Genomic DNA, 25,089 nt, shown 5'->3' with positions numbered 1-25,089 from the left:
TTGTGGAACACTTTGCTTTTCTCTACAAAGATTCGCTTTTTTCTATCGCTCTTTTAACCTTTGTTATTGCTTTAGTCATTTTATTAGAGCAAATGAGGGCTTACTATACCCAAAGGAAAAACCGCCATTTTTTAGAAAAATTCATTAAAACCCAAAACGCCCCTATGGATAATCAAGGGCTAGAAGAGCTTTTAAGACATGCAAAATTTTCTAGCTTAATGTTTTTAGCTAGAGCGTATTTTAAAAGCGCTGATGTAGAAATTAGTGTAAGGATTTTAAAAGGCTTATTAGAGCGCCCCCTAAACACTGAAGAAAAAATCGCCGTATTAGACCTATTAGCTAAAAATTATTTTAGCGTGGGTTATTTGCAAAAATCCCAAAATGCTCTCAAAGAGATTTTGCGCTTTGCACCTAGAAACGCTGAGGCACTTTTAAAACTTATGCATGTGTATGAGCTAGAAAAACAATACCAAAAAGCCTTAGAAACTTTGGAATGCCTAGAGGAATTGCAAGTCCCAGAGATTGAGACCACAAAAAACTATCTTTATATGATGTATCTAATAGAACATCAAGAAAATGATACCAAAATCCTGCATTTAGCCACACAAGAGGGGCTTAAAAAAATTGCTCTCAATTACCTAAAAACCCATAATATTGACTTATTTTGGCAAGAAATTGACAAAATGCAATACCTAGAGCCATTATTAGATGTATTGTGGGATATTTCTTATTACCCCCCCCTTATTGTAGAAAAACACCCCCTTTTAAAAGACATTGCACGAGCTAAAGGACTATTAGAGGATAATTGTCATTGTCAAAATTTTGAGCTAGAAATTATGCGCTCTTTAAAAACAGCACCCACACAAGCCAAGCTCACTTTTGAATACCGCTGTAAGGCTTGCAAACAAATTTTTCCTTTTGAAAACTATCGTTGTCCCACATGCTATAAATTAGCTTTTATGGAAGTTGTGTGTAAAATTTCTAAAGAAACTTATAAAGAGGCATATGCATGAAAAGCAATTTAAAAGACATTGAAATTTTTTGCGATGGCTCTTCTTTAGGAAATCCCGGTCCGGGAGGTTATGCAGCGATTTTACGCTATAAAGATAAAGAAAGAATTGTGAGTGGGGGCGAGAGCCTAACTACAAATAATCGCATGGAATTAAGAGCATTAAACGAGGCTTTAAAGGTTTTAAAGTCCCCTTGCAAAATCACTCTTTATAGCGATTCGCAGTATGTATGCCAAGCGATTAATGCTTGGCTGGATAGTTGGAAAAAGAGAAATTTTGCTAAAGTAAAAAATGTAGATTTATGGAAAGAATTTTTAGAAGTGTCAAAAACACACTCTATCATTGCGATTTGGGTTAAAGGGCATAATGGACATGCTGAAAATGAACGCTGTGATAGTTTGGCTAAATTAGAGGCACAGAAATTTAAAAAGTAAAATTGTATAAGGAAGTAATTATGAAAGAAAAACACCCTAAACATCAAACTTATCCTTACCAAAAACTAGAAAAGGACTTAGGGTATTTTTTTAAAGATAAGCGCCTATTAGAACAAGCCTTAACACACAAATCTTATCGTCAAGCTTTAAATAATGAACGCTTAGAATTTTTAGGTGATGCGGTGCTAGATTTGATTATAGGCGAATTGCTATATCATAAATTCTATCAATACAATGAAGGAAAGCTCTCTAAACTAAGAGCCTCTATAGTGAGCGAACAAGGTTTTACCACATTGGCTAAAGTGATTTCCTTGCAAGATTACTTGAGAGTGTCTTTTTCTGAAGAAAGTTCTAAAGGTAGAGAAAAGCCCTCCATTTTATCAAGCGCTTTTGAGGCTCTAATGGCTGGAGTGTATTTAGAGGCAGGATTAGATAAAGTGCGCAAAATCACAGAAAAACTACTTAATCGTGCGTATAAGCGCCTAGATTTAGAATATCTATTTGCAGACTATAAGACTGCCTTACAAGAGCTTACGCAAGCAAAATTTGGAATTATTCCTAAATATGAATTGATTTCAGAGAATGGGCCAGACCACCACAAAGAATTTGAAATAGCACTACTTATCAATGATACTATCTATGCTAAAGCCAAAGGCAAGAGCAAAAAAGATGCCCAACAACAATGCGCCCTTATTGCCTTTAATCAACTCAAGGAACAAGAGTGAATACCTTAGGGCATTATTTAAGGCTCACTACCTTTGGAGAATCGCATGGGGATATGATAGGGGGAGTATTAGATGGCATGCCTAGTGGGATTAAGATTGATTATGAGTTATTAGAAAATGAAATGAAACGCCGTCAAGGGGGGCGTAATATTTTCACTACACCACGAAAAGAAGATGATAAAGTAGAGATAGTAAGCGGGGTTTTTGAAAATTTTAGCACCGGCACACCTATAGGGTTTTTAATCCATAATAAAAGACCTAGAAGCAAGGATTATGAGAACATTAAAAACCTTTTTAGACCTAGCCATGCAGATTTTACTTATTTTCACAAATATGGCATAAGGGATTTTAGGGGTGGGGGAAGAAGTTCAGCTAGAGAGAGTGCTATAAGAGTGGCTGGTGGGGCGTTTGCTAAAATGCTTTTAAAAGAAATTGGCATTGTTTGTGAAAATGGGATTATTGAAATAGGGGGCATTAAAGCAAAAGATTATGATTTTAACTACGCCTTAAAAAGTGAAATTTTTGCCCTAGATAAAAATCAAGAGATAGCTCAAAAAGAAATCATTCAAAACGCTAAAAAAAATCACGATAGCATAGGGGGAGTGGCTTTAATTAGGGCTAGAAGTTTGAAAAAAGATTACAAACTTCCTATAGGTCTTGGCGAAGGACTATACGCTAAATTAGACGCTGAAATCGCTAGAGTGATGATGGGGCTTAATGGGGTTAAGGCGGTTGAAATTGGCAAAGGTATAGAAAGCTCTCAATTAAAAGGTTCAGAATATAATGATTTAATTAATAAAAAGGGTTTTTTGAGTAATCATAGTGGGGGGATTTTAGGAGGAATGAGTAATGGCGAAGAAATTATTATCAAAGTGTATTTTAAACCCACACCAAGCATTTTTAAACCCCAAAAGACTATAGATATTCACAATAATGAATGCGAATGCCTTTTAGAAGGTAGGCATGACCCTTGTATTGCTATTAGGGGTAGTGTGGTGTGTGAGAGCTTGCTTGCTTTGGTATTAGCGGATATGGCGTTATTAAATTTAGGCTCAAAAATAGAGCATTTGCAAGCGATTTATAAAGGGAATTAAATGAATTTTGCTACAATCTTACAAGGATTTTAGAAAAGGAGATTAAGTTGGAAAAACTATCTAAAAAAAGAGCGATGTCCAAGCTTAAGGCACAGCGTATCATAGGCAGTCTAAAATCACAAAAAAATAGAGCTTTACTTAAAAGAATTGGCTCTGATGAAGTTGTTTTAGAATTACAAAATGGAGCTTTCAAAAATAATGAGGCTTGGTTTCTTACTGATGAAGAGGGCAAAAGCTATGTGGTAGTGCCAGATAATGTGATTAGTGTTATGGCAGATAATGCTAGAAAGGCATTTGAGGCAAGGCTTAGAGCAGAATTAGAAAGAGATATTATCACTCAAGGGCCGATTGATTTTGAAGATGTGCGTGAAGTTTCGTTACATTTATTAGAAAATTTACGCCAAAAAGATGGGAATTTGCCTAATATCAATACTTTGAATTTTGTCAAGCAGATTAAAAAAGAGCATCCTAATTTATTTTTTAACTTTGATAACATGTTCAAACAACGCCCCAATTTCACTGAAGATGCCTTTATGGATAGCGATGAGGAAAGTTTTTAATGCAAGCAATAGAAACAACACAAAACATTGATTTTGAAAAATTTTCTAAATACTCAAAGCCAGGTCCCAGATATACAAGCTATCCTACCGCTGTGGAGTTTAAAGAAGGTTTTAACGAAGAGAGTTTAAAAACGGCGTTTTTTTGCCATGACAATCTCAAAAATCCCATGCCACTATCGCTTTATACACATTTACCCTTTTGTAGGAGTGCATGTTATTTTTGTGCATGTTCAGTCATTTATACAAGCTTAGAAGATAAGAAAACTCGTTATATTAGCTATCTTAAAAAAGAATTAAGCCTTTTAAAAAATGCTATGAATACGAATAGGGAAGTCGCACAATTTCATTATGGCGGTGGCACGCCGACCTTTTTCTCACCCACTCAGCTAGATGAGATTACACAAAGCATTCAAGAAGTTTTCCCCAACTTTAGCAAAGATATTGAAATGAGCTGTGAGATTGACCCTAGGCATTTTACTAAAGAACATATGCAAACTTTATCTCAAAAAGGGTTTAATCGCCTAAGCTTTGGGGTGCAAGATTTTGAATTTGAAGTCCAAAAAGCAATCCATCGTATCCAACCATTTGAGATGGTTAAAAACGCTGTGAAACTCGCTAGAGACTATGGCATTAAGTCTATCAATTTTGATTTGATTTATGGATTACCCAATCAAACTAAAGAGAGCTTTTTAAAAACTTTAGAATTAGTTTTAGAGTTAAACCCCGATAGATTAGCGGTGTTTAACTACGCTCATGTGCCTTGGGTTAAAAAGACTATGCGTAAAATTGATGAAACCTTATTGCCAAGCCCTAAAACTAAGCTAGAGATTTTGGAAGCTTTAATTAGGTTTTTAGAAAAGGCGAATTACAAAATGATAGGCATGGACCACTTTGCAAAAAGCGATAACGAATTGTATAAATCTTTGCAAAAATCAGAGTTACGCCGTAATTTTCAAGGCTATACCACTAAGAAATTCACTCAGACCATTGGCATTGGTCTTACGAGCATTGGTGAAGGGGGCGATTATTACACGCAAAACTATAAAGACATGCAAGATTATGAAAAAGCCCTTGATTTAGGGCACTTACCGGTAGAAAGGGGCGTGGCACTCACCAAAGAAGATGTGTTAAGAAAAGAAGTGATTATGCAAATGATGAGTAATTTAAAATTAGATTATTCTAAGATTGAAGAGAAATTTCATATTGATTTTAAAACGCATTTTAAAAAAGAATTAGAAAAATTAAAGCCTTATGAAGAAGTGGGCTTACTCTGTTTTAATTCTAAAGGGTTTGAGATGACAAGAACCGGTAGTATGCTTGTAAGAAATATTGCCATGGAGTTTGATGCCTATTTGCGTGGGGGCGAAAAACAATTCAGCAAAACCCTATGAGCGAGAATATTTTTGAAAAAGTAGGGGAGACTTGCGTTAAATGCGCTAAGTGTGTGCCAACTTGCACCATTTATCGCATTCATAAAGATGAGAGCACTTCGCCTAGGGGATTTTTGGATTTAATGCGATTAAACGCTCAAAATAAGCTCAAATTAGACACTAATTTAAAACATATTTTAGAAACTTGTTTTTTATGCACCACTTGTGTGGAAACTTGCCCCTTTCATCTACCTATAGACACTTTAATAGAAAAAGCTAGAGAAAAAATCGCTCAAAAATATGGCATTGCTTGGTATAAAAAATCCTATTTTTCACTCTTAAAAAACAGGCAAAAAATGGATAAAGTGTTTTCTACAATGCATTTTTTAGCCCCTTGTGTGTTTAAGCAAATAGGGGAGGATAGCTTAGAACCTAGAATAATCTTTAAAGGCTTATTCAAACGCTTTAAAAAAACTTCTCTTCCCCCCTTAAATAAAAAAAGTTTCTTACAAATGCATGCAAATAATATTAAGCCTTTAGAAAATCCTATTCAAAAAGTGGCGATTTTTATTGGTTGTTTGAGTAATTACCATTACCAACAAGTAGGGGAGAGTTTGCTATATATTTTAGAAAAACTCAATATTCAAGCCATTATTCCTAAACAAGAATGTTGCTCTGCACCAGCGTATTTTACCGGCGATAAAGATACCACGCTTTTTTTAGCTAAGAAAAACATTGAATTGTTTGAAAGCTATTTAGAAGAAGCTAATGCGATTATTGTGCCTGAGGCTACATGCGCAAGCATGTTAATAAAGGATTATTATAAAGTCTTTTTAGGCGAAAAAAATGAAAAGGAGTTTTTAAAGCGTTTAGAAAAAATCACGCCTAAAATTTATCTTGCAAGCGTGTTTTTAGATAAATGCACGCAATTAAAAAATCTTTTAGAAAAAATCCCCCAAAAAAAACAAGGGGAAGAGCAAGAGACTATTACCTACCATGACCCATGCCATGCAAGAAAAACCCTAAAAGCCTATCAAGAAGTGAGAAATCTATTAAGCACTCATTATGAAATCAAAGAAATGCAAGACAATGAAAAATGCTGTGGCTTTGGGGGGATTACGATGCAAACAGACAAAGCAGAATTTTCTTCAAAAGCAGGACTTCTTAGGGCTAAAGATATTACAGACACTCAAGCAAAAATTGTGAGTGCAGAATGTGGGGCATGCCATATGCAACTTAATAATGCCCTAAAAACTTTAGATAAAAATAAAAGCCCACAATTTTTACACCCCCTAGAATTAATCGCTAAAGCCTTAAAAGAGATTTAATAGGTTTTTAAAGCGGTTTTTTTAGAGAATTTAGGTTTTTTATAGATTATTATGCTATTATTACACGAAATAGACTTTTAGAAGGAAAATGTTGTATGAAAAAGTTTGTAGTGTTTGGAGCGCTTTGTCTGTCAGTGGCATTATTAAATAACCTAGTGGCAGCAGAAAGTAATATAGAAAAACACCTTGATAAGCCAGAAGATCATAAGAAAAAAGTAAAAGGCGAAAAAGATGCATGGTATGTAGGGATTAGCTATCAAGTGGGTCAAGCCTCAGAGAGCGTGAGAAACCCAGAGAGAGGAAATCACTACAATATTAGGCAATTTCCTGTAGGCAAGACCGATTATTTAGCCGTTATGCAAGGTATTGGGCTTACTGTGGGTTATAAGCAGTTCTATGGTGCTAAGCGTTGGTTTGGTATGCGTTATTATGGCTTTATGGACTATGGTCATTCTAACTTTGGTGGTGGTGCTTTAACAGGTTGGGATAATAATGTGTGCGACCCACAATCCGTTCAAGCCGGCACGCCATGTGGTATCAATAACCCCAAAGACGGCAATGTTCCTAGCAATAGCACACGCTTTAACAATATCTCTGATATGTTCACTTATGGTGTGGGTATTGATACCCTCTATAATGTTATCAATAGAGAAAATGCAAGCTTTGGCTTTTTCTTTGGTGCGCAGATTGCGGGTAACTCTTGGGGGAATACTTTGGGGAGCTTGGTAGAGGCGAAAGATACTCGCTATAAACACCAATCAGCGAGTATTGACCCTGCGATTTTCCAATTTTTATTCAACTTGGGTATGCGCACCCATATCGGCAAACATCAAGGTTTTGATTTTGGTGTGAAAATTCCTACCATTAATGTTTATTATTTTAACGAAGGTGGTTTGAATGTCAAATACCGCCGTCAATACAGCATTTATGTAGGTTATCGCTATAATTTCTAATTTTAAGAGTCTCTAATTTTAAGAGACTCTTCTTACTTTCATTCTATAAGTTTCATAAAAGATTTTGGCGTTTAGTTTCTAATCATTTTGCTTTTTTAAAAAATTTTTAGCTCTTTATAGGGATAAAATTCTTTTGAATATGCTATGATACCTAGAAATGCCAAAGGATTATTAATGACTTACTCTTCTAAAATACAATCACTTTCTGAATCAGCCACTATCGCTATTAGCACCCTTGCAAAAGAGCTAAAAGCACAAGGAAAAGATATTTTAAGTTTTTCAGCCGGTGAGCCAGATTTTGATACCCCACAAGCCATTAAAGATGAGGCGATTAAGGCTTTAAATGAGGGCTTTACTAAATACACTCCTGTAGCTGGAATAACAGAATTATTAAAAGCTATTACCGATAAATTGAAACGAGAAAATAACCTAGATTATGAGCCAAACGAAATTTTAGTGAGTAATGGGGCTAAACAAAGCTTGTTTAATGCCATTCAAGCCTTAGTAGAAGAGGGCGATGAAGTGATTATCCCTGTGCCTTTTTGGGTAACTTACCCTGAGCTTGTAAAATATAGTGGGGGAGTGAGCAAATTTATCCAAACTGATGAAAAAAACCATTTTAAAATCACTCCTAAACAACTTCAAGATGCCCTAAGCCCTAAAACCAAAATGCTTATTCTAACCACCCCATCAAATCCTACCGGCATGCTCTATAGCAAGGCCGAGTTAGAGGCTTTGAGCGAAGTTTTGAAGGACACAAAGGTATGGGTGCTTAGCGATGAGATTTATGAAAAGCTTGTTTATAATGGCTCTTTTGTTTCTTGTGCCTCAATCAATGAAGATATGAAAAAGCGCACCATTACCATTAATGGCTTAAGCAAGTCTGTGGCCATGACAGGCTGGCGCATTGGCTATGTGGCGAGCAAGGATAAAAAGTTGATTAAATTGATGAATAATTTGCAAAGTCAATGCACTTCTAATATCAACTCTATCACGCAAAAAGCCTCTATTGTAGCTCTTAATGGTATGGTAGATAAAGAAATTGAAATGATGCGCATAGCTTTTCAAAAGCGTTGTGATTTAGCTCATGCTCAAATCAATGCCATTGAGGGATTACAAGTTTTAAAACCTGATGGTGCGTTTTATCTCTTTATCAATATTGGCAATCTTTGTAAGGGGGACTCTATGCAATTTTGCCATGAGTTACTAGAAAAAGAGGGCGTGGCTCTAGTGCCTGGAAAAGCCTTTGGTTTAGAAGGCTATGTGCGCTTATCCTTTGCATGTTCAGAAGAACAAATCAAACAAGGTATTGAGCGACTCGCTCGCTTTGTAAAAAATCTATAAGAAGATAAAACACAACAAACAAAGGGGGCTTTCCTTGTTGTGTGGTGTTTTGTATATCTTGTATAAAAGTTTGAAAAGTGCAGTTTTCATAACTAAATAAATCACTAATACAATAATGACAGAACTAAAGCAAATTAAAATTATTAGCGATGGAAGTTTTTTAAGCCATACTAATCCACAGAGTGCGACGGGTGCGTTTGTTGCGATTTTCAACAATAAGGAATTTCCTTATTATGTCGACAAATACAAATGCAATAAAAATGCTCATTATGCTGAAATAAAAACTATCAATCTTGCATTAGAGCTTATGCTCTCATTGGGAAAATGGATACAAGAATATTCTATACATTTTTATACTGATATAGCCAATAATTTACCTAGCCCACACAACAAATGCAGTAACTATGGCGAAAATGAACGCTTTTGTATCTTAAAACATATACTAGAAAAAAAGAACTCCCTACATTTCATTTATACCAATATGGATTTAAGCACACATTTAAACAACTGCCACTATTTAAGTCTCAACAGACACACTTTTGCTAAAAAATGCGAACTTAGAAATGCTTTGAATTTACATTATCTTTCTTTAGAATTTAGTGTAGAAAAAATAAGAAATAAAATACTAAAATATCTAAAACAAAATCTAATAAAAAAAGCATAATAAATTCTAAAAAATGGCTCATAGCATTCTTGCTAACTATATGAAAATCTATCTTTTTAAAAGACAAAAAGGAGCAAAATGAAACACCCCCTAGAAGAACTAAAAGACCCTTTAGAAAATCTATTGCTGTGGATTAGTCGCTTTTTGCGTTACAAATGCACAAGCTTGTCTAATTCTCAAGTTAAAGACCAAAATAAGGTTTTTGAATGTTTGAATGCATTTAACCAAGTGTGTAGTGTAGAATGCTTAGAAAAAATTTGTAAAAAAGCTCGCAATGCGGGATTATTAGGTATCAATACCTATGCTAGACCCCTATTCAAATTCTATGAATATATTGCAAAACTTTCTTTAAAATCGCTTAAGAGCATTGATGAAGTGATGTTAGCTGAATTTTTAAGTATTTATACAGGGGGTTTAAGTTTAGCCACTAAAAAGAATTATAGGATTGCCCTATTAGGACTTTTTAGCTACATAGACAAGCAAAATCAAGATAAAAACGAGCAATCTTACATCTACAATATCACGCTTAAAAATATCAGCGGCATAAATCAAAGCTCAGGCAATAAGCTCCCTACTCATTTAAATAACGAAGAATTAGACAAATTTATAGAGAGTATTGACAAAATAGAGATGTCAGCAAAAGTGAGAGCTAGAAATCGCCTACTCATTAAAATCATTGTCTTTACAGGCATGCGTTCTAGTGAGGCTTTGCAACTAAAAATCAAAGATTTTGCTTTAGAAAATGGTTGTTATACCATTTCTATTAAGGGTAAAGGCGATAAATACAGAGCGGTCATGCTAAAAGCTTTTCACATTGAAAGCCTTTTAAAAGAATGGCTCATAGAAAGAGAGTTATACCCTATAAAAGATGACTTGTTGTTTTGTAACCAAAAAGGCACAGCCTTAACGCAAGCTTATTTGTATAAACAAGTAGAACGCATTATAAGTTTTGCAGGACTTAGAAGAGAGAAAAATGGGGCTCATATGTTACGCCATTCTTTTGCAACCTTACTCTATCAAAAACGCCATGATTTGATTTTAGTTCAAGAAGCTCTAGGGCATGCAAGCTTGAATACGAGTAGGATTTATACGCATTTTGATAAAGAGCGTTTAGAAGAGGCGGCGAGTATTTGGGAAGAGAGTTAGCCTTACCCCCTATTGTTACAAAATCTTTTTATAAACTTTATAGGATTAAATCAATGAGTGCTTTAATGAGTTTTTAAACCATTACAATTTTTTGAAAAATAAAAACTTCTTAAAAAAAGCTTGTTTGAAACTCCCTAAAATTTCAAGCACTAAAAAACAAGAGATAGTAAAAACTTGTTAGATTATAGGCGTTATTTGCCCCCCCTACTTATAACCACTCAAACACCCCCCCCTAAAAAAAGGAAGTGTTGAGTCAAAATGCAAACTTAGAATCTAAAAATCAAACTATAATTTACATTCCACATTTGAGTATAGGTTACTTTCATATCACCATTGGCATTATTAAAATTATAGGCAGTGCCACGAGCCAAAGGAATCTCAAAGCCAAATTGCGCATCTAAATGTTTGGCTAAACTTACAATAACACCCACACGAATAGGGATTTGGAAATAAGTTTGATGAATCTTATTGTTATCATGATTCATTGATGCGTCCATATAAGAAGCACCTTTTACACCAAAGGACTGACCCAAAAGCGCTGTTCCTAAGTAGGCAGAAACATAGTGCTTGCCAAATTTAGCAAATTTAAGCAAAATATCTGAATACGCACCATAGGTATCAATATTCATTTGACCACCACCAAAAGCAGGATTAGAATACATGTATTCATACACGCCCGCAATCCTAAAGCCCCATCTCTTAGTCTTGCCAAAATACCCTTGCCAACCTAAGCTCACATTCACACCATAGCCATTACCAATATTAGTTTGACCATAACCCGGATCACCTTGAGAATGTCTATTCCATATGGCATGACTCATTTGACCATATTGGAAACCCACAATGCCATAAACACTATTATTCAACGCTTTATCATATTTCTCATCAGAATTAGTATCCTCTGCCATAAGAGCTGTAGCTAACAAAGAGGCTAAAATTCCACTTACAACGATTTTTTTCATTTTCAATCCTTTTATGTTTTTTAACAAGATGACTTGTTGTGCGAATGGTAATTTTCTAGGGTTAACAAATTTTAATGAGAGCGATTTCTTTAGAATCAATTATGCTTTGTATTACTAAGAATTAAGCTTGTTTTAATAGTGTAATCTATGATTTTCAACCAATTATTTTGGATAATAGAATTTATTTTTGTTTAATAATGGTTAATATTAGTCTAAAAATTAAGATATATTTTATAACCTAAAGCGCATTATGCTTTTTATCATCGCTTTATTTTCTTTTTTTTTTTTTTTTGAAAATCAATTAGAAAATATTAAAACTACAAGAATAATAACAATCTATAGTAATTCTAAAAAATCCTTTTTGATAAAACCCAATCAGTCTTATAGATTAGATTTGTAGGTTATATTTCTCGTTTTAATAAAACATTTTATAAGAATTAGTTTCTTATGAATAACAAGACCTATATAAAATCACGACATAATCCATTTTACTTCTACCAAGCCATGCAACGCATTCACACAATAGATTTTTGTTGCTCTTTGCAAATCTTGCAAATTCAAAGGGGCATATTTAACAAGACCCTTTTTTAACAGCTCCACAACACTTGTTCCCTTTAACGCACCCGCACTAAAATAAGGGGTTAGTAGCTCATTATTGATTTCTAAAATAAGATTACTTCTAGCCCCTTCAGTAAGTTCAAAATCTTGGTTATAAAAGATTTCATCAAAAATAACGCCTTTTTTAATGAGTTCTCTAGTCTTTTGATAAAAAGGGGCGTAAGTCGTCTTATGGTATAAAAAATCATTGTGTTTATTTATGGGGGTCTTACTTAAACGCACTTCTAGGCTTTTTAAAGGTTCTAAGGCTTTATATTCTTTAATGAGTGTGCCATTTTTTTGCAATAAAATTCTTAAAACCCCTTCTTTTTCTAGCTCAAAGTCTAAAAGATTTTCATCATATTTGAAATTAAAATATTTAGCACTACTCATAAGGCGTTCTTTATGGGCGTTTTTATTTCTAATCTCTAATTTTTGAGCTACCTTTATCACTCGCATCGTCTCTATAAGCTCAAATTCAATTTTAGGCATGACAAAAAAGGATTTCAAAAAACTCTCTTCATACTCATCTTCGTTCTTACTTTCATAAGTAACCCCACTCCCTACCCCTAAATGCAAAAAATTTTCGCCTTTTTTCTTTTCAATCGTGCGAATGGGCACGCTAAAAAGAGCTCTTTTTTCTTCAATAAGTCCTATGGCTCCGCAATACACCCCCCTATCACGCCTTTCTAAGTTTTCAATGATTTGCATGGTTTTTATCTTAGGACACCCTGTAATAGAGCCACAAGGAAACAACGCCTTAAAAATCTCAAATAAGCTTGTCTCTAAAGATAATTTGGCTTCAATTTCACTCACCATTTGATACACACTAGATAAGGCTATGATTTCAAATAATTGATTGACTTTTAGGCTATTTTTTAGAGCAATTTGACTCAAATCATTACGCAACAAATCCACAATCATCACATTTTCACTTCTATTCTTACTATCATTTTGTAAAAACAATTTGTTTTTCTCATCTATTAAGGGGTCAGGCGAGCGAGCTATCGTGCCTTTCATAGGTTTTGTGATGATTTTAATCGCATTATCTAAAAATTCTAATTCAAAAAATAATTCCGGCGAAAAGCTTAAAATGCTACTAAACTCATTTTCTATAAAAGCCTTAAAGGGCGTGTTTTGGTTATGTAACACTTCTTCAAAAATTTTTTCTAGCTTGGCTTGAGTGTTTAAAATTAAATCCATAGTGAGATTGACTTGATAGGTATCGCCCTTTTTTAAATGCTCTTTAATGCTTTTAAATTGCCTAAAATAGCTCTCTTTATTTAAAGGGCTATGAATATTAGGGTAAAAAGTGTGTTCTTTTAAAGGCTTTAAAGCGTATTTTTTTCTTTCTAAAAATTGTTCAAAATATAAAAAAGGGGTTTGGCTTTTAAAAGTTTCATCTAAAAAAGCAAGGCGTGTTTCATAAGTAAGATACCCTACAAAATACCCCTTTCCCCTATTTTGAGAGATAAAATCTAGGGCATTTTTAAGCTCGTTAGAATTAGTGGCAACAAGTTTCTTAACGCATTTTTGATATTTAAAATCCCCAAAAATCATTTAATTTTTAGCAATGGCCTCGTATTTATCTATAAAAAAGACAGGGTTATAACTCATTTTAGCCCTTCTCAAGCCTTCTAATCCTAAGTCTTCTTCTCTATTAGCATAAGTTAAATGGCTAAATTCGTTTAATAGTAATTGCTGGTTAATAATTTGATACGCTCCCACAATATCCAAACGAGCTTTTTCAATATGAATGAGTGCACTATTTTCATTCAAAATTTCTCCAAAGCTAAACGCTACCATCTCTTTATCAACCCTAACAAGCCCCCCCTTTAAATCCAAGCTTTCATAATTTTCTAAGACACTTTTAATCCCCTTATTTTCATGGATTAGCCCTAAGTCATTAGTTGCACTTTTTAAAAACCACTCTTGAGAGATTTCTAAAACTTCTTTGTTATTTTTAGAAGAAATTTTTTCATAAACAAAATCAGGATAATTTTTTAAAAACTGGTTTAAGTGGTTTTTTTTCTTATGGTATTTTTTCCCTTTTAGAGCGATTAATTCTTCAATAGAGTAAACATAATCACTCCTATCCCTATTATAAACAAATTCAAAAACCCCTACAAAATTTTCTTTTAAACTTTCCATTTGCTCTAAACTAAGAGAGTGAAATTCCAAATTTTTTTCTAATGTCAAAAGCTCTTTAACGCATTCATTAACATTCTTACCGATAGGATAGAAATAAAAGGGCTTTTGATTTTTATAAGTGGTTTGAATCACTAAACAATCCTTAATCACAGCCACTTTAATGAGTCGTGCATGTTGCCATAAAAAGCAATTCACAAAACTCACATCAGATACAACAATCCTTTGAGCGTTTAAAAACCTTGAAAACAAATCTTTATGCTCTAAAGTGATTTTTTCAAACATTATTATCTATTTTCCTTATATTTAATAGCTATTAAATTATTTTTTATTCTTTAAAGCATCTTCTTGCAAGTCTTTAGACCTGCTAAAAATTTCTTGATAAATCTTTATAAGCGTTGCTTTATCTAGGTATTTTAAAAGCTTATGATTCAAACGATTGATAATTTCTTCTTCTCTTTTAGGGCAATAAATAGAATTTTTATCCTTATTGTGTGCGATTTTTACAGACATTTCTAAGCGTGTTTCTAACAATTCTATAATTTTGTTATCAATCTCATCAATTCTAGCTCTTAAAATACTTAAATTGCTATTTTCAACCATTTAAACATTCCTTTTCTAAACGCCACAAGTCTTCTAAACTCTCTTTTTTTCTAATCACTCTTACATTCTCATTTTCTAGGGCTAATTCTAAGAGTTTGGGGCGTGAATTATAATTACTAGCCATGCTAGAGCCATATGCCCCTACTTTTTTTAAAGCTAAAATATCGCCTTGTTCTAATGGTGGTAAATGGATATTTTTTAAAAAAGTATCGCTAGATTCACACACAGGCCCTACCACATCACAAAGCGAAGTTTCGCCCCCTTTATTCGCACTAGAAATAACCTCAATTTCATGTTTAGCGCCATAAAGACTTGGGCGTAAAAAATCATTCATCCCAGCATCAACAACTACAAAACGCTTGTTTTGAGCCACTTTCTCATACAAAACTTGCGTAACTAATTCCCCACTCTCAGCCACGATAGAACGGCCTGGCTCACAGATTATGGTTAAATCTAGGCCTTTAAGTGAATCTAAAATCCCTTGTGCGTAATCATAGAGTTTAATCGTTTCTTCATTTTCATAACTCACGCCAATGCCACCCCCCACATCAAAAAAGCGTAAATCTATCCCAAGGGCTATTAAAGATTTAGCGATTTTTACAACCTTAGCGCTCGCCTCTAAAATAGGCTCTAAATCTAAGAGTTGCGAACCAATATGAAAATGCACGCTAATAGGCTCTAAAAAGGCGCTTTTTTTGGCAAAGACAAACATTTCTAAGGCCTCTTTTTCTTCTACGCCAAACTTATTTTCTTTCAAACCGGTAGAAATATAGGGGTGCGTTTTAGCGTCAATATTGGGATTAATTCTTATAGAAATTCTAGCCTTAATCCCTAGAGTTTGAGCGATTTTTTCAATCGTTTTTAATTCCATAAAACTCTCAACATTTAAAAATAAAATATTGAGTTTTAAGGCTTGTTCTATTTCAAACTCGCTTTTGCCTACCCCACTAAACACGATTCTATAGGGCTTAATACCAGCCTCTAAAGCCCTTTTTATCTCGCCTATTGAAACACAATCTGCCCCACTTTCTAAACTCGCCAATAAAGAAAGAATGCTTAAATTAGAATTAGCCTTTAAAGCGTAGCAAATCAAAGATTTACGCCCTCTAAAAGCCTCTTTGTAGTTTAAAAAAGCTTGTTTGATTTGGTTAAAATCATAGAGATAAAAAGGGGTTTCATAAGTTTTTAATAACTTTTCATAGTTTGGCATGTATGACCTAAAATTAAGAGATTTGGCTAGAATTATAGCAAAAAAGCTAAAACACTACTCTCATACCCACATTTCCGGTTAAATTAATATCTTGATATTGCAAACCAAATCTAGCTCCAATACCCGCATTCACATAAATAGCATGCCATAAGCGCATTTCGCCCCCTGTGGTAATGCTTGCAAAGGTATTATACGCTCCTCCTTTGCGATACAATAAGGTATCTTCGCCCATAAAGCGCACCATTTTATCGCCAGAAGAACTTACAAAAATATCTTTTCCAAGTCTTGCAGTTACAAAATAATAGGAATTTTTACCAAAATACTGACGGCTTTCAACCCCCACATCAACCATTAAAATAGATTTATTAGAGGGGTTGGCATTAGTAGCAAATTGCTGATAAGAGGGATTATTCATCTTGCCTTTCATACCACTTAATCCCATATAATAATAACTTAAACCCACTTGAGGCTTTAACACCACGCTCTTATGCCTAAAAATAAAGTCATAGCCATAATTGCCATTAAGATTGGTTGTCCAAGTGTTGTAGTTATAGCGCTGATTGACTACAGAAAGCAATGAATTATTAGAAGTAATAGAGGTTTTATTACCTCCCCAAGTCTCACTCGCACTAAAAGTAATTTCGCTTTTCTTGACAAATGCTCTAGTGTAAAATCCTGCATTCACATTATTAGAGCCAGAATTAAGAATGCGCCCATTAAACCCGCTATACCCATAAGCTACATAACCCCCAAGAATCACATTTTTAATAAATCTATCATAGCCTACATTCAAGCCATAAAGTGTGCCAGTGCCTCCAGCTACAAAGCTTGCTCCCCCTACTCCTTGCACCCAAACATTGTTTTTATATTTATCTCGCTCTGTATATTTAAGAATAAAATCTAGCGCATTAGGGTTAGAATCACTAAAGCGCTTGTTTTTAAGCTCTAGCAAACGCTCATGAAAACTTGGTTCAGCCTCAGCTCTAAAATTAGAAAGTTTGGTTAAACGGCTAGTTTGTTGGGTATAACTTGCAACTTCCAAAAGCCTTGAGGCACTATTTCTAAAATTAGGGTTAGAAATTAAGCTCATGGTATTTTTAATATCCTCAGCCACATTTAACAATTCGCTTAAGTTGTGTTGTTCTAAATAAATCGGTGCAAAAAGCGGGTTTTCTTGAGAATCTATCATGAGTTTTGAAAACCAATTAATCACTCTATTTCCGCCTATAGCATAGATTTTATCCAAAGCATTCTTACCTTGAATGCTTGTAATATATTCTTGCAAAGTGGGAGCGTTAAACGCCATAACTTTATTGCCATAAGACATTTTAATTTGATTATACAAAATAGAAAGGCTTAAAATATTATCCTTTGTAGGCGCTTTTAGAGCGCTTTCTTTTGTAAGTGCTTGGCTTGAGCTATCATTTTTATCAGTGGTGTTAGAAGTGTTTTGAGTAGTGGAATCAACGCTTACGCTTAATAATAGCCCTTTATCTTGCAATTTTACTTTCTGTCCTAAATAGGTTAGCACGCCATTATCATCTTTAATATGATGTCCGTTAATATCAATTAAAGTATAGAGTTTCAAATAAGATTGCAAGCTATTTGGGTTGATATTATAGTTAATGTAACGACTGCTTTTTAATAAGGTGTAGGTCGCATTATTAGCTACACTATTAGTAATATTGATAAAAGGTTTATCTGCAGTATTGAGATTGACCACACCCCCTACTTGAATAAGGGGTGTTGTGGGCGTTTGAGAGCCTATTAAATCAAAGTTTATTGTCCCAAAATTATTGAAATTCCCCCCAACTTGCATGCCATAAACACCAGTGCTTAGAGAGCCATTTTGCATAATATCTAAATTTTTATTCACTTTTACATTGCCATGTAGAGTGCCATTATTGAAGATGCCTTGAACAATAAGATTATTAGTGTTAAAAGAGGCATTTTGCTCTAAAGAGGCATTTTTAGAGATAATGAGATTATTACCTTGAAACTGCGCCTTGTCATAAAGGTATAAATTCTTAATATTAGAAAAGCCCTTAACGCTTGAGAGATTAACAACCCCATTCGCATAAATATTGCCTGAAAAATTAAAATTATTTGCCGTAACGCTCAAGCTCTCATCATTATTATTTAAAACAATTTGTGCGTTATTATTTGAAGAAGTATTTTTAGTATTTTTGCTAGAATTAGCCATATTAATAGGCTTACAAATATTTGTAGAATTAGTTGTGTTTGAAGTAGTAGTATTTGTTGGAGTTTCACTCACACAGCTTGCATTCACATAAATATTTCCTTGAGATACAGATACATTATTATTGGTAGCATTTATATTAAGCCCATTACTCGCATTAAGCGTAGTAATATCAATATTAGAAACTTGATTGGATAACAAATTAAGCGTGCCGGTATGCTTACTAAAATTAATGCTATTATCTCCGGCAAAAATCAATAAGCCCCCCGCATTAAAGCCTAGCGTTCCTCCATTAGCATTAGAAAAACTAGAATTTTGCACAAAAACATTGCCCTTAGCGTTAAAATCAAAATTGCCTTGTTGCCATACTTGACTTAATCCATAGGGTGCAAGAAGTCCCTTATCGCCTAAACTTGGTATTAAGCTCCCCAAACCTTTTTCATAAATTGAACCTAAGCCCTTAGCATCAAGAATTTTATCTAGCACTTCTTTAATTTGCTGATTTTGTAATAAATCTTCTATGGATTGCAGAGTGTTTTGCCCCAAAAACTTCCCTATCATTTCTTTACCTAAAGTTTCAACATCACTTTTTAGAGCGCTACTAGGATTAACAATATCTTTAAGCATGACATTCATCACTTGCCCTATATCATTAGCTGAAATATAGCCGGTAATTTTATTAAGCAAATCTTGTTTGCCTAGTAATTCATTGATAGACATATTGCCTATCATTTTTTCAGGATTTTGTAAATCTATACCCCCAATTCCAGCTAATCCCCCTACTAAGCCTGTAAAAAAGCCTAGTTTTTGTTTGATTAAATCCTTAATCACTTGATTTAATCCGCTACTATTCATTAAATTATCAAAATTCTGTTTGCCTAAGAGTTGGTCAAAAGTTTCATTTTTTTGTTCAGCAGTCAAGGTTTTGCCAATAACGCTATCATTCCCTAGCATATCAGCAACCAAACTCCCCAAGCCCCCAGCCTTTTTGATAGATTGCATAGCCACTTCACCTAAGACTTGAGAAAGCCCGGCTTGATTAAAGACTTTATTAATGCCTTCTTGACCTAACATGCTAAAAATACCATCAGTTTGAGAGCTTACAATATTAGCCTTATTGAGAATTAATGAAGTCGCACTATTAAAGGTTACGCTCGCACTTCCCCCAGTCCCCCACGCATTCCCACTCCCTAAGGTGCCGGTAAGATAAATTTCTTTCGCATTAAAAGTGGTATTTATATAACCTAAGTCTGCCGAACTAGATTCTAAAAGCTGTCCTAAATAAGTATTTCTAAATTGTTGACACACCACATCAGTGTTTTCACAAGGTTTTTCATAGCCTTGCCCCCCAAAATAAATCGCACTATTGGTGTTGGTTTGCCCTATTTTGGTTGCCCCAATCACTAAAGAGCCATTATCAAAATTTTGCACCACAGAATTACTAGCGTTATTCAAAAAATTACTAATACTTTTCCAATCATCTGGAGTAATAAGTTTTTCAAGCTCATTGAGCTTGTTAGCTTGCAAATGACTCAAACTTGAAAGCGAAAGATTGCCTCCTAAAATCTTTTTAATTTCAGGGTATAGCCTAAATGCCATTTGCCCTAAACTTTTAAGGTTGTTGAAGTCATAGCCCTTATTAAAAATATGCAACGCATTAATGGGATTACCTTGAGCGTTATAGATTTGGGGGACAACAGCGCTTTGAGAGTTTTTAGAATTTGTATCATTATTGGTAGCGGTATTACCATTACCACTAGCTTGGTAGGTGGAATTAGGGTGGTAATAGCCCTTAATATTACTCGTTAAATAGAATGTGCCTTGTGCGTTATCACTATAAGAATAAGTGCCATTTTCTTGTTGATAGACTTTATGGTAGTTAAAAATCTCTGGAGCAATGTTATAGAGCGTGTTTTTTACACCTAGAATTTGAGAGAGTGTGATACTTAATTGATTATCTTTTAAACTCTCTGTAATACGCAACGAGCTATTAAGCGGGTCTATAAAGCTATAGCTCTGTGTTTTTGGGTCATAAACCCCATGCGTAATGTCCATGCCAAAGAAATTAATATGCTTATACCAATTATTATTATCGCTCATATTAGCTTGAATAATATTATAAACACGATTTTCATTGTCGCTAAGATTGCTTAATAAATCAATGTTTGCAATATTCAAACTTCCTTGTTGACTGAAAGTGAAATGATTACCATTTAAATTAAGCACACTATGATTATTAGAGTTTAAGAGATTGCCTCCTAAGCTCAATCGTGCCTTAACATTAAGGGCTTGATGAAAGGTAATAGGGCTTTGAGAGTTAGAAAACGCATTATTATAAAAATTAAACGCCGTGTTATTGGCTATCGTGCTAGAATTTTGAAAATTTAAAGAAGAGTTGTTGCTAAAATTAAATTGCCCCCCTAAAGAAGTCGCCCCCTTAAACACGATAGAAGAATCATTGTTTAAATCAACATTGATATTGTCTGAATCAAAATTGGTTGCCCCATTAAAGTTAATTTGAGAGCCATTATCCAAAATTAAGCTTACCTTATCATTAAGCGTTGCACTATCGCTGATTTCAACAACACTCTTTTGATTGAGATTTAATGAGCTAGTGTCGCCCATGCTTAAATTTCCATGAATATTAAGCCTAGCATTATTGTTTGCATTGATAGAGGCATTTTGATTAAAAATAATTTGATTAGCCTCAATCGTGCTTACCCCCTTATTCGCATTAACACTCAAACTCAAATTGGAATTATTAAATACCACTTGATTAGTAGCTTGAATTTGATATAGGCCTTGACTTAGATTAGTGCTATTAGAAAAGTTTATTGCATTCTTAGCTTGAAATTTAAAAATGGATTGCGTCTCTCCCACATAGCCCCTAAAGGAGCTATTAGAAAAATCCATATTAAGCGCATTGAAACTAAAATTAGGCTTACCATTATTTTGCGCAGTATTATCTATAAAATGCGAATTTTGAGCTTGGATATTAGCATTACTAGAAAAATTCATCTGCGAAACACCCAAAACATTTGTCCCAGCAGAGCGGTTATTCAAGGTCGCATTCGTTAAAACAATCCCTTGCAAACCATTAAAATTAAGATTTGCTCCCCCACCACTAGAGACACGATTCCCACTTTCAATAGTGCCTGTAATGTAGATTTTTTGAGCCTCATAATGCGCTGTGATAAAACCTAAACATTGTAAATTCCAGCAATGCCCACTCGCATCATTACTCCCCGCTCCCTTATTATCCCCAAAAGAAATAATCGTGTTAGATTGAGGCGCATCGCTTGCATTAGTCCATATATCTTTAGCCCCAAAAACAATGGCAGTATTTTGCCCTGTGAATTTTTGAGAAAACGATTCCGCACTAGAGGCGTAAAAATCAATGGTATCTTGATAGTAATAAATAACATTGTTTTGATTGCTTGCTAAATTATTATCATAACTTTTAGGAATGTAGGTTTGAAAGCCTAAAATATTTTTATAATATAAATTAGAGGGGTCTTCCATATTAACACTGCTAAATTGCATAGGCACGCCCAAGCGCTTGATAGAAATACTATTTTGTGAAAAAGTTTCTTGCATTTTGTAGGTTTCATCACCGATAGTATAGGTAACATCATAAACCCCTAAGCCATTATTTAAGCTAGAGTTAGAAACTATCTTTTCACTACTTGCCCCTTGATAATTAATGATTTTCCATAAATCTTTAGCCCAATCTTTGGTGTCATAATTAATCGCTTTAGATGAACTAACAATCACAATAGGGTTGCCATTAGAAATCGCTTGATTAATATTAATCTTTGTATCCCCACTAAAAGTAATCGTGCCTTCGCCAAATGTTAAAGGATTATCCAAATTCTTTAAAGTGATATTGCCTAAAGCAACATTATTTTTTACATCAATATTAGTAGGACTATCAAAAGTAACATGATTAAAAGTTGCATCCCCTTGAATATTGATAGAGCCGGTATTATTAAAGGTAGCTTGTGTGTTATCTTGTATTTCAATCTTAGAGTTATTATTAGTTATAGGATTTCCAAAAACGGCATTTCCGGCAATTTGAATGTTTTTGTTAGTGTTAGTGAAGTCTCCTTTAAACGAAGTGGTTGCACTAGAGTTATTAAAATCAAACGAAGTGTCATTATTGAAATTAGCGTTATTAAAGGTCGTGTTATGAGCGCTAATATTAAATGTGCCACGATTGAATTGGTTGTTATTTTCAAAGTCTAGGCTATTGCCTTGAAAATTATAAGTGCCTCCATTAAAATTGGTGTTTTCAAATGTGGCTTGCCCCGCATTAAAAGTGAATGTCCCATCTTTAGCCTCATTAGTGAAAGTCGTGCCATAAACTGAAAGCTTGCCTTGCTCATTTAAGCCATTTAAATCATTTTGACTATTCATACTTTGTGTAGAGAAAGTCATAGAACTTGAATAAATACCGGCATTATTTTGCGTAATCTTAGCGTTATCAATTTTGATATTATCAATTCCATTAAAAGTAAGATTAGCTGCTCCGCCCGTGCCTACACGATTTCCAGAGCGTAAATTCGCTGTAATATAGACATTGTGCGCACTATAAGTGCCATTAGTTGTGCCAGCGCATTGGTAATAGGGCCAAGTCCCACAATGCCCACTAAGAGCGCTCCCGGAAGTGTCTCCAAAGGACACTACATCATTAGAGCTAACATTATGATTGCTCCAAATTGCGTTATACCCAATAACTAAATTACTATTACTCGCACTAAAAGTTTGTTTGAAAGTATTATTATAGCTCCCCCAAATTTGAATGCTAGGTAAGTAGTAAGTCCCACTTTCTGTAAAATCTTTGGATTTTGGAAGATAGTATTGATGATTATACCAAGGCATATCAGCGTTAATATGAGCTGAATTAGCCAAATCAAAAGAGTTGGAGCTACTTAAAGGATTGCTAGGAGGTGGTGTGTAATCGCCACTTGCTATAGCTTGAATGGTAATAGAATTTTTACCAAAAGTTTCTTCTAGTCCATAAATCTTATCCCCAACTTTATAGGCGACTTGATAAGTTCCTAAGCCATTATTGGCACTATCTGTGTTATCTTTAGTAACTTTTGTAACATGTCCTTGGGTGTTATCATAAGTGATAATATCCCATAAACCTTTAGCATAGCTTTCTTGGGTAGAAGTTTTGGTATTTTGAGAAGAGGCACTCTCTTTTAAAGTGTTAGTATAACTATTAAGAAGATGGCTTAAAAGACTATTATAATTAATGTCCTTACTAGAGCTTAAAATCGTAGTTTTTCCACTCCCTAAATTGGTAATATTAAAGCTTGTCCCTTGATTGAGGGTAACTTGTGCGTTTCCAAAATCAAGCGTCGCACTATTTTCTAATTTATTACTACCACTAAGAGTTACACTGCCTTTAATATCTGTATTTTGAGTATTAATAGAAGTGTTAAACGAAGTGTTATTGAAGGTTGCATTATTTTCTATAGTGAGCTTACCGCCATTGTTGAAAGTAGCGTTTTCAAAGGTAGCGCTTTGGACTTTTAAATCATTGTTTTGGTTATTAAAGCTCTCTTTAAAAGTGGCATTCCCTTGAATAGTCATTGGGCTATGGTTGCTAAATGCGCTATTGCTAAAAATTAGATTTTGATTTTCACTATTGCTAAAGTTGTAAGTTCCCCCATTAAAGGTGCTGTTTTGAAATGTGGCTTGATTGTTGAAAGTATATGTGAGATTGCCAAAAGTAGCGTTATTAAAAGAACTTGTGCCTTGAAAGGTGAAACTACCGCTATTAAAAGCAGTGTTGTTTGTAGCCGTGAACTCTTTACTAAAAGTAAATTTTCCCCCATTAAATTTCACCCCACTAAAATGAGCGTTATTTTCAAAGTTAAAACTACCGCTCTCATTATTAAAGGTCGTGTTTGTAGAAGTGCTAGTCCCTTTGAATGTGTAAGTGGGTCCTGTGCTAGAGCAATTCGCTCCCACACCCCAATTCACCGAAGAGCTACACACATTGCCATTTAAAGAAATTGAACCGATTGTAATGGTGCTGTTAGTATTGCCTACATTCACTTGTGAGGTCTTATATGCACTGATATTAGAATTAATATTGACCTTATTAGCATTTAGATTTAAGGTTGCAGTGCCTGTATGAGTGCCAGCCCCCGTGCCTACACGATTACCTACTTCTATGCTGTTATTCACATTGATAGTTCCAGCATCAAAGGTAATAATAGTATGCCCATTGGGATACCAAGAAGTAAAGCTATTCCCACTACTTTGTCCCAAATTAAAAGTGGCGTTATTCCCTAACTCAATCGTTAAATTCCCCCCATTATCATTGCCCCCTGTATAATTATACAGACCACTTAAATAATAAGTTCCATTATCGTTCTTTAAATTTGCTACAATATTTTCATTATTTTGAGTGTGGTAGTAATTATCCGCATTACCCCCAGCCCAAGTTTGTGTGATAAGTTGATTTCCTTTAAGATTAGTAACCTTTTTTTCCCACTTATCACAACTCCACAACGCATACCATGGGTGATGAACACATACCTCTTGAGTTCTTGAACCCCATTGCAACCCCAAAATATCTTGCCCGTTTGCGTATAATCCCTTGACAAACCCACTCAACAATAAGGGCATAAGCCATAAAGAAGGCTTTTTAAGCACGGCAGTCTTAACTGATTTAAAATTTGACTGCTTGATTCGTTGCTGATGCAACATTCTTTTAAGACTTGC

The 25,089-nt window shown here is 34.4% G+C and carries 17 protein-coding genes; 11 read left to right on the top strand and 6 right to left on the bottom strand.

Going from position 1 to position 25,089, the window contains the following annotated elements; genetic code table 11:
* Positions 1–2 precede the first annotated feature (2 nt).
* The 11 genes from HCW_RS05720 to xerH all read left to right on the top strand — a co-directional run bounded on the left by HCW_RS05720 (position 3) and on the right by xerH (position 10,628).
* Positions 3–1,013: a tetratricopeptide repeat protein gene (locus tag HCW_RS05720; protein WP_043902806.1), complete on the top strand. Its 1,011-nt coding sequence runs from the start codon at positions 3–5 to the stop codon at positions 1,011–1,013.
* Positions 1,010–1,444, top strand: coding sequence for a ribonuclease HI (gene rnhA, locus HCW_RS05715; RefSeq protein ID WP_014661277.1), 435 nt, complete (start codon positions 1,010–1,012; stop codon positions 1,442–1,444). Before HCW_RS05720 ends, rnhA begins: the two co-directional genes overlap by 4 nt.
* Before the next feature lie 20 nt (positions 1,445–1,464).
* The gene (gene rnc, locus HCW_RS05710; RefSeq protein ID WP_014661276.1) at positions 1,465–2,169 is read left to right on the top strand and encodes a ribonuclease III; all 705 of its coding nucleotides are present in this window, start codon (positions 1,465–1,467) and stop codon (positions 2,167–2,169) included.
* Complete coding sequence (gene aroC, locus HCW_RS05705; RefSeq protein WP_014661275.1) at positions 2,166–3,263, top strand: chorismate synthase; 1,098 nt, start codon at positions 2,166–2,168, stop codon at positions 3,261–3,263. Before rnc ends, aroC begins: the two co-directional genes overlap by 4 nt.
* Positions 3,264–3,310: 47 nt before the next feature.
* Complete coding sequence (locus tag HCW_RS05700) at positions 3,311–3,823, top strand: DUF2603 domain-containing protein (RefSeq protein WP_014661274.1); 513 nt, start codon at positions 3,311–3,313, stop codon at positions 3,821–3,823.
* Entirely contained in the window at positions 3,823–5,214 is a 1,392-nt protein-coding gene (gene hemN, locus HCW_RS05695) for an oxygen-independent coproporphyrinogen III oxidase (RefSeq protein WP_014661273.1), read from the top strand. Before HCW_RS05700 ends, hemN begins: the two co-directional genes overlap by 1 nt.
* Positions 5,211–6,521 carry a (Fe-S)-binding protein gene (locus tag HCW_RS05690; RefSeq protein ID WP_014661272.1) on the top strand — a complete coding sequence of 437 codons (1,311 nt, stop codon included), beginning with the start codon at positions 5,211–5,213 and terminating at the stop codon, positions 6,519–6,521. The genes hemN and HCW_RS05690 overlap by 4 nt, the downstream gene beginning before the upstream one ends.
* A 95-nt stretch (positions 6,522–6,616) precedes the next feature.
* A complete protein-coding gene (locus HCW_RS05685) occupies positions 6,617–7,474 on the top strand; it encodes an outer membrane protein (RefSeq protein WP_014661271.1) in 858 nt (285 codons plus the stop codon).
* 174 nt (positions 7,475–7,648) lie between these two features.
* Positions 7,649–8,818, top strand: a complete 1,170-nt coding sequence (locus tag HCW_RS05680; protein ID WP_014661270.1) for a pyridoxal phosphate-dependent aminotransferase — start codon at positions 7,649–7,651, stop codon at positions 8,816–8,818.
* Positions 8,819–8,933: 115 nt separating this feature from the next.
* Positions 8,934–9,482 carry a hypothetical protein gene (locus tag HCW_RS05675; RefSeq protein ID WP_014661269.1) on the top strand — a complete coding sequence of 183 codons (549 nt, stop codon included), beginning with the start codon at positions 8,934–8,936 and terminating at the stop codon, positions 9,480–9,482.
* 78 nt (positions 9,483–9,560) lie between these two features.
* Positions 9,561–10,628 carry a tyrosine recombinase XerH gene (xerH, locus tag HCW_RS05670; protein ID WP_014661268.1) on the top strand — a complete coding sequence of 356 codons (1,068 nt, stop codon included), beginning with the start codon at positions 9,561–9,563 and terminating at the stop codon, positions 10,626–10,628.
* A 266-nt stretch (positions 10,629–10,894) separates the two neighbouring features.
* Here the strand turns inward: xerH and HCW_RS05665 are convergent, their stop codons facing one another.
* The 6 genes from HCW_RS05665 to HCW_RS05640 all read right to left on the bottom strand — a co-directional run bounded on the left by HCW_RS05665 (position 10,895) and on the right by HCW_RS05640 (position 25,074).
* The gene (locus HCW_RS05665; RefSeq protein ID WP_014661267.1) at positions 10,895–11,590 is read right to left on the bottom strand and encodes an outer membrane beta-barrel protein; all 696 of its coding nucleotides are present in this window, start codon (positions 11,588–11,590) and stop codon (positions 10,895–10,897) included.
* A 471-nt stretch (positions 11,591–12,061) separates the two neighbouring features.
* Complete coding sequence (locus tag HCW_RS05660; RefSeq protein WP_014661266.1) at positions 12,062–13,747, bottom strand: bifunctional chorismate-binding protein/class IV aminotransferase; 1,686 nt, start codon at positions 13,745–13,747, stop codon at positions 12,062–12,064.
* Positions 13,748–14,620: a DUF2156 domain-containing protein gene (locus HCW_RS05655; protein WP_014661265.1), complete on the bottom strand. Its 873-nt coding sequence runs from the start codon at positions 14,618–14,620 to the stop codon at positions 13,748–13,750.
* 36 nt (positions 14,621–14,656) lie between these two features.
* Complete coding sequence (locus HCW_RS05650) at positions 14,657–14,938, bottom strand: chorismate mutase (protein WP_014661264.1); 282 nt, start codon at positions 14,936–14,938, stop codon at positions 14,657–14,659.
* Positions 14,931–16,148: a diaminopimelate decarboxylase gene (lysA, locus tag HCW_RS05645; protein WP_014661263.1), complete on the bottom strand. Its 1,218-nt coding sequence runs from the start codon at positions 16,146–16,148 to the stop codon at positions 14,931–14,933. The genes HCW_RS05650 and lysA overlap by 8 nt, the downstream gene beginning before the upstream one ends.
* 46 nt (positions 16,149–16,194) lie before the next feature.
* Positions 16,195–25,074: a vacuolating cytotoxin domain-containing protein gene (locus tag HCW_RS05640; RefSeq protein ID WP_043902805.1), complete on the bottom strand. Its 8,880-nt coding sequence runs from the start codon at positions 25,072–25,074 to the stop codon at positions 16,195–16,197.
* Between the last annotated feature and the right edge of the window lie 15 nt (positions 25,075–25,089).

Source organism: Helicobacter cetorum MIT 00-7128 (assembly GCF_000259255.1).
GTDB lineage: Bacteria > Campylobacterota > Campylobacteria > Campylobacterales > Helicobacteraceae > Helicobacter > Helicobacter cetorum_B.
This window is presented reverse-complemented; position numbering and strand designations above follow the sequence as displayed.

Coding starts and splice junctions, on each gene's coding strand:
- HCW_RS05690 (WP_014661272.1), top strand. CDS start 5,211: ATGAGCGAGAATATTTTTGAAAAAGTAGGGGAGACTTGCGTTAAATGC.
- HCW_RS05675 (WP_014661269.1), top strand. CDS start 8,934: ATGACAGAACTAAAGCAAATTAAAATTATTAGCGATGGAAGTTTTTTA.
- HCW_RS05655 (WP_014661265.1), bottom strand. CDS start 14,620: ATGTTTGAAAAAATCACTTTAGAGCATAAAGATTTGTTTTCAAGGTTT.
- hemN (WP_014661273.1), top strand. CDS start 3,823: ATGCAAGCAATAGAAACAACACAAAACATTGATTTTGAAAAATTTTCT.
- HCW_RS05685 (WP_014661271.1), top strand. CDS start 6,617: ATGAAAAAGTTTGTAGTGTTTGGAGCGCTTTGTCTGTCAGTGGCATTA.
- xerH (WP_014661268.1), top strand. CDS start 9,561: ATGAAACACCCCCTAGAAGAACTAAAAGACCCTTTAGAAAATCTATTG.
- HCW_RS05680 (WP_014661270.1), top strand. CDS start 7,649: ATGACTTACTCTTCTAAAATACAATCACTTTCTGAATCAGCCACTATC.
- HCW_RS05660 (WP_014661266.1), bottom strand. CDS start 13,747: ATGATTTTTGGGGATTTTAAATATCAAAAATGCGTTAAGAAACTTGTT.
- HCW_RS05665 (WP_014661267.1), bottom strand. CDS start 11,590: ATGAAAAAAATCGTTGTAAGTGGAATTTTAGCCTCTTTGTTAGCTACA.
- rnhA (WP_014661277.1), top strand. CDS start 1,010: ATGAAAAGCAATTTAAAAGACATTGAAATTTTTTGCGATGGCTCTTCT.
- HCW_RS05650 (WP_014661264.1), bottom strand. CDS start 14,938: ATGGTTGAAAATAGCAATTTAAGTATTTTAAGAGCTAGAATTGATGAG.
- HCW_RS05640 (WP_043902805.1), bottom strand. CDS start 25,074: ATGTTGCATCAGCAACGAATCAAGCAGTCAAATTTTAAATCAGTTAAG.
- rnc (WP_014661276.1), top strand. CDS start 1,465: ATGAAAGAAAAACACCCTAAACATCAAACTTATCCTTACCAAAAACTA.
- lysA (WP_014661263.1), bottom strand. CDS start 16,148: ATGCCAAACTATGAAAAGTTATTAAAAACTTATGAAACCCCTTTTTAT.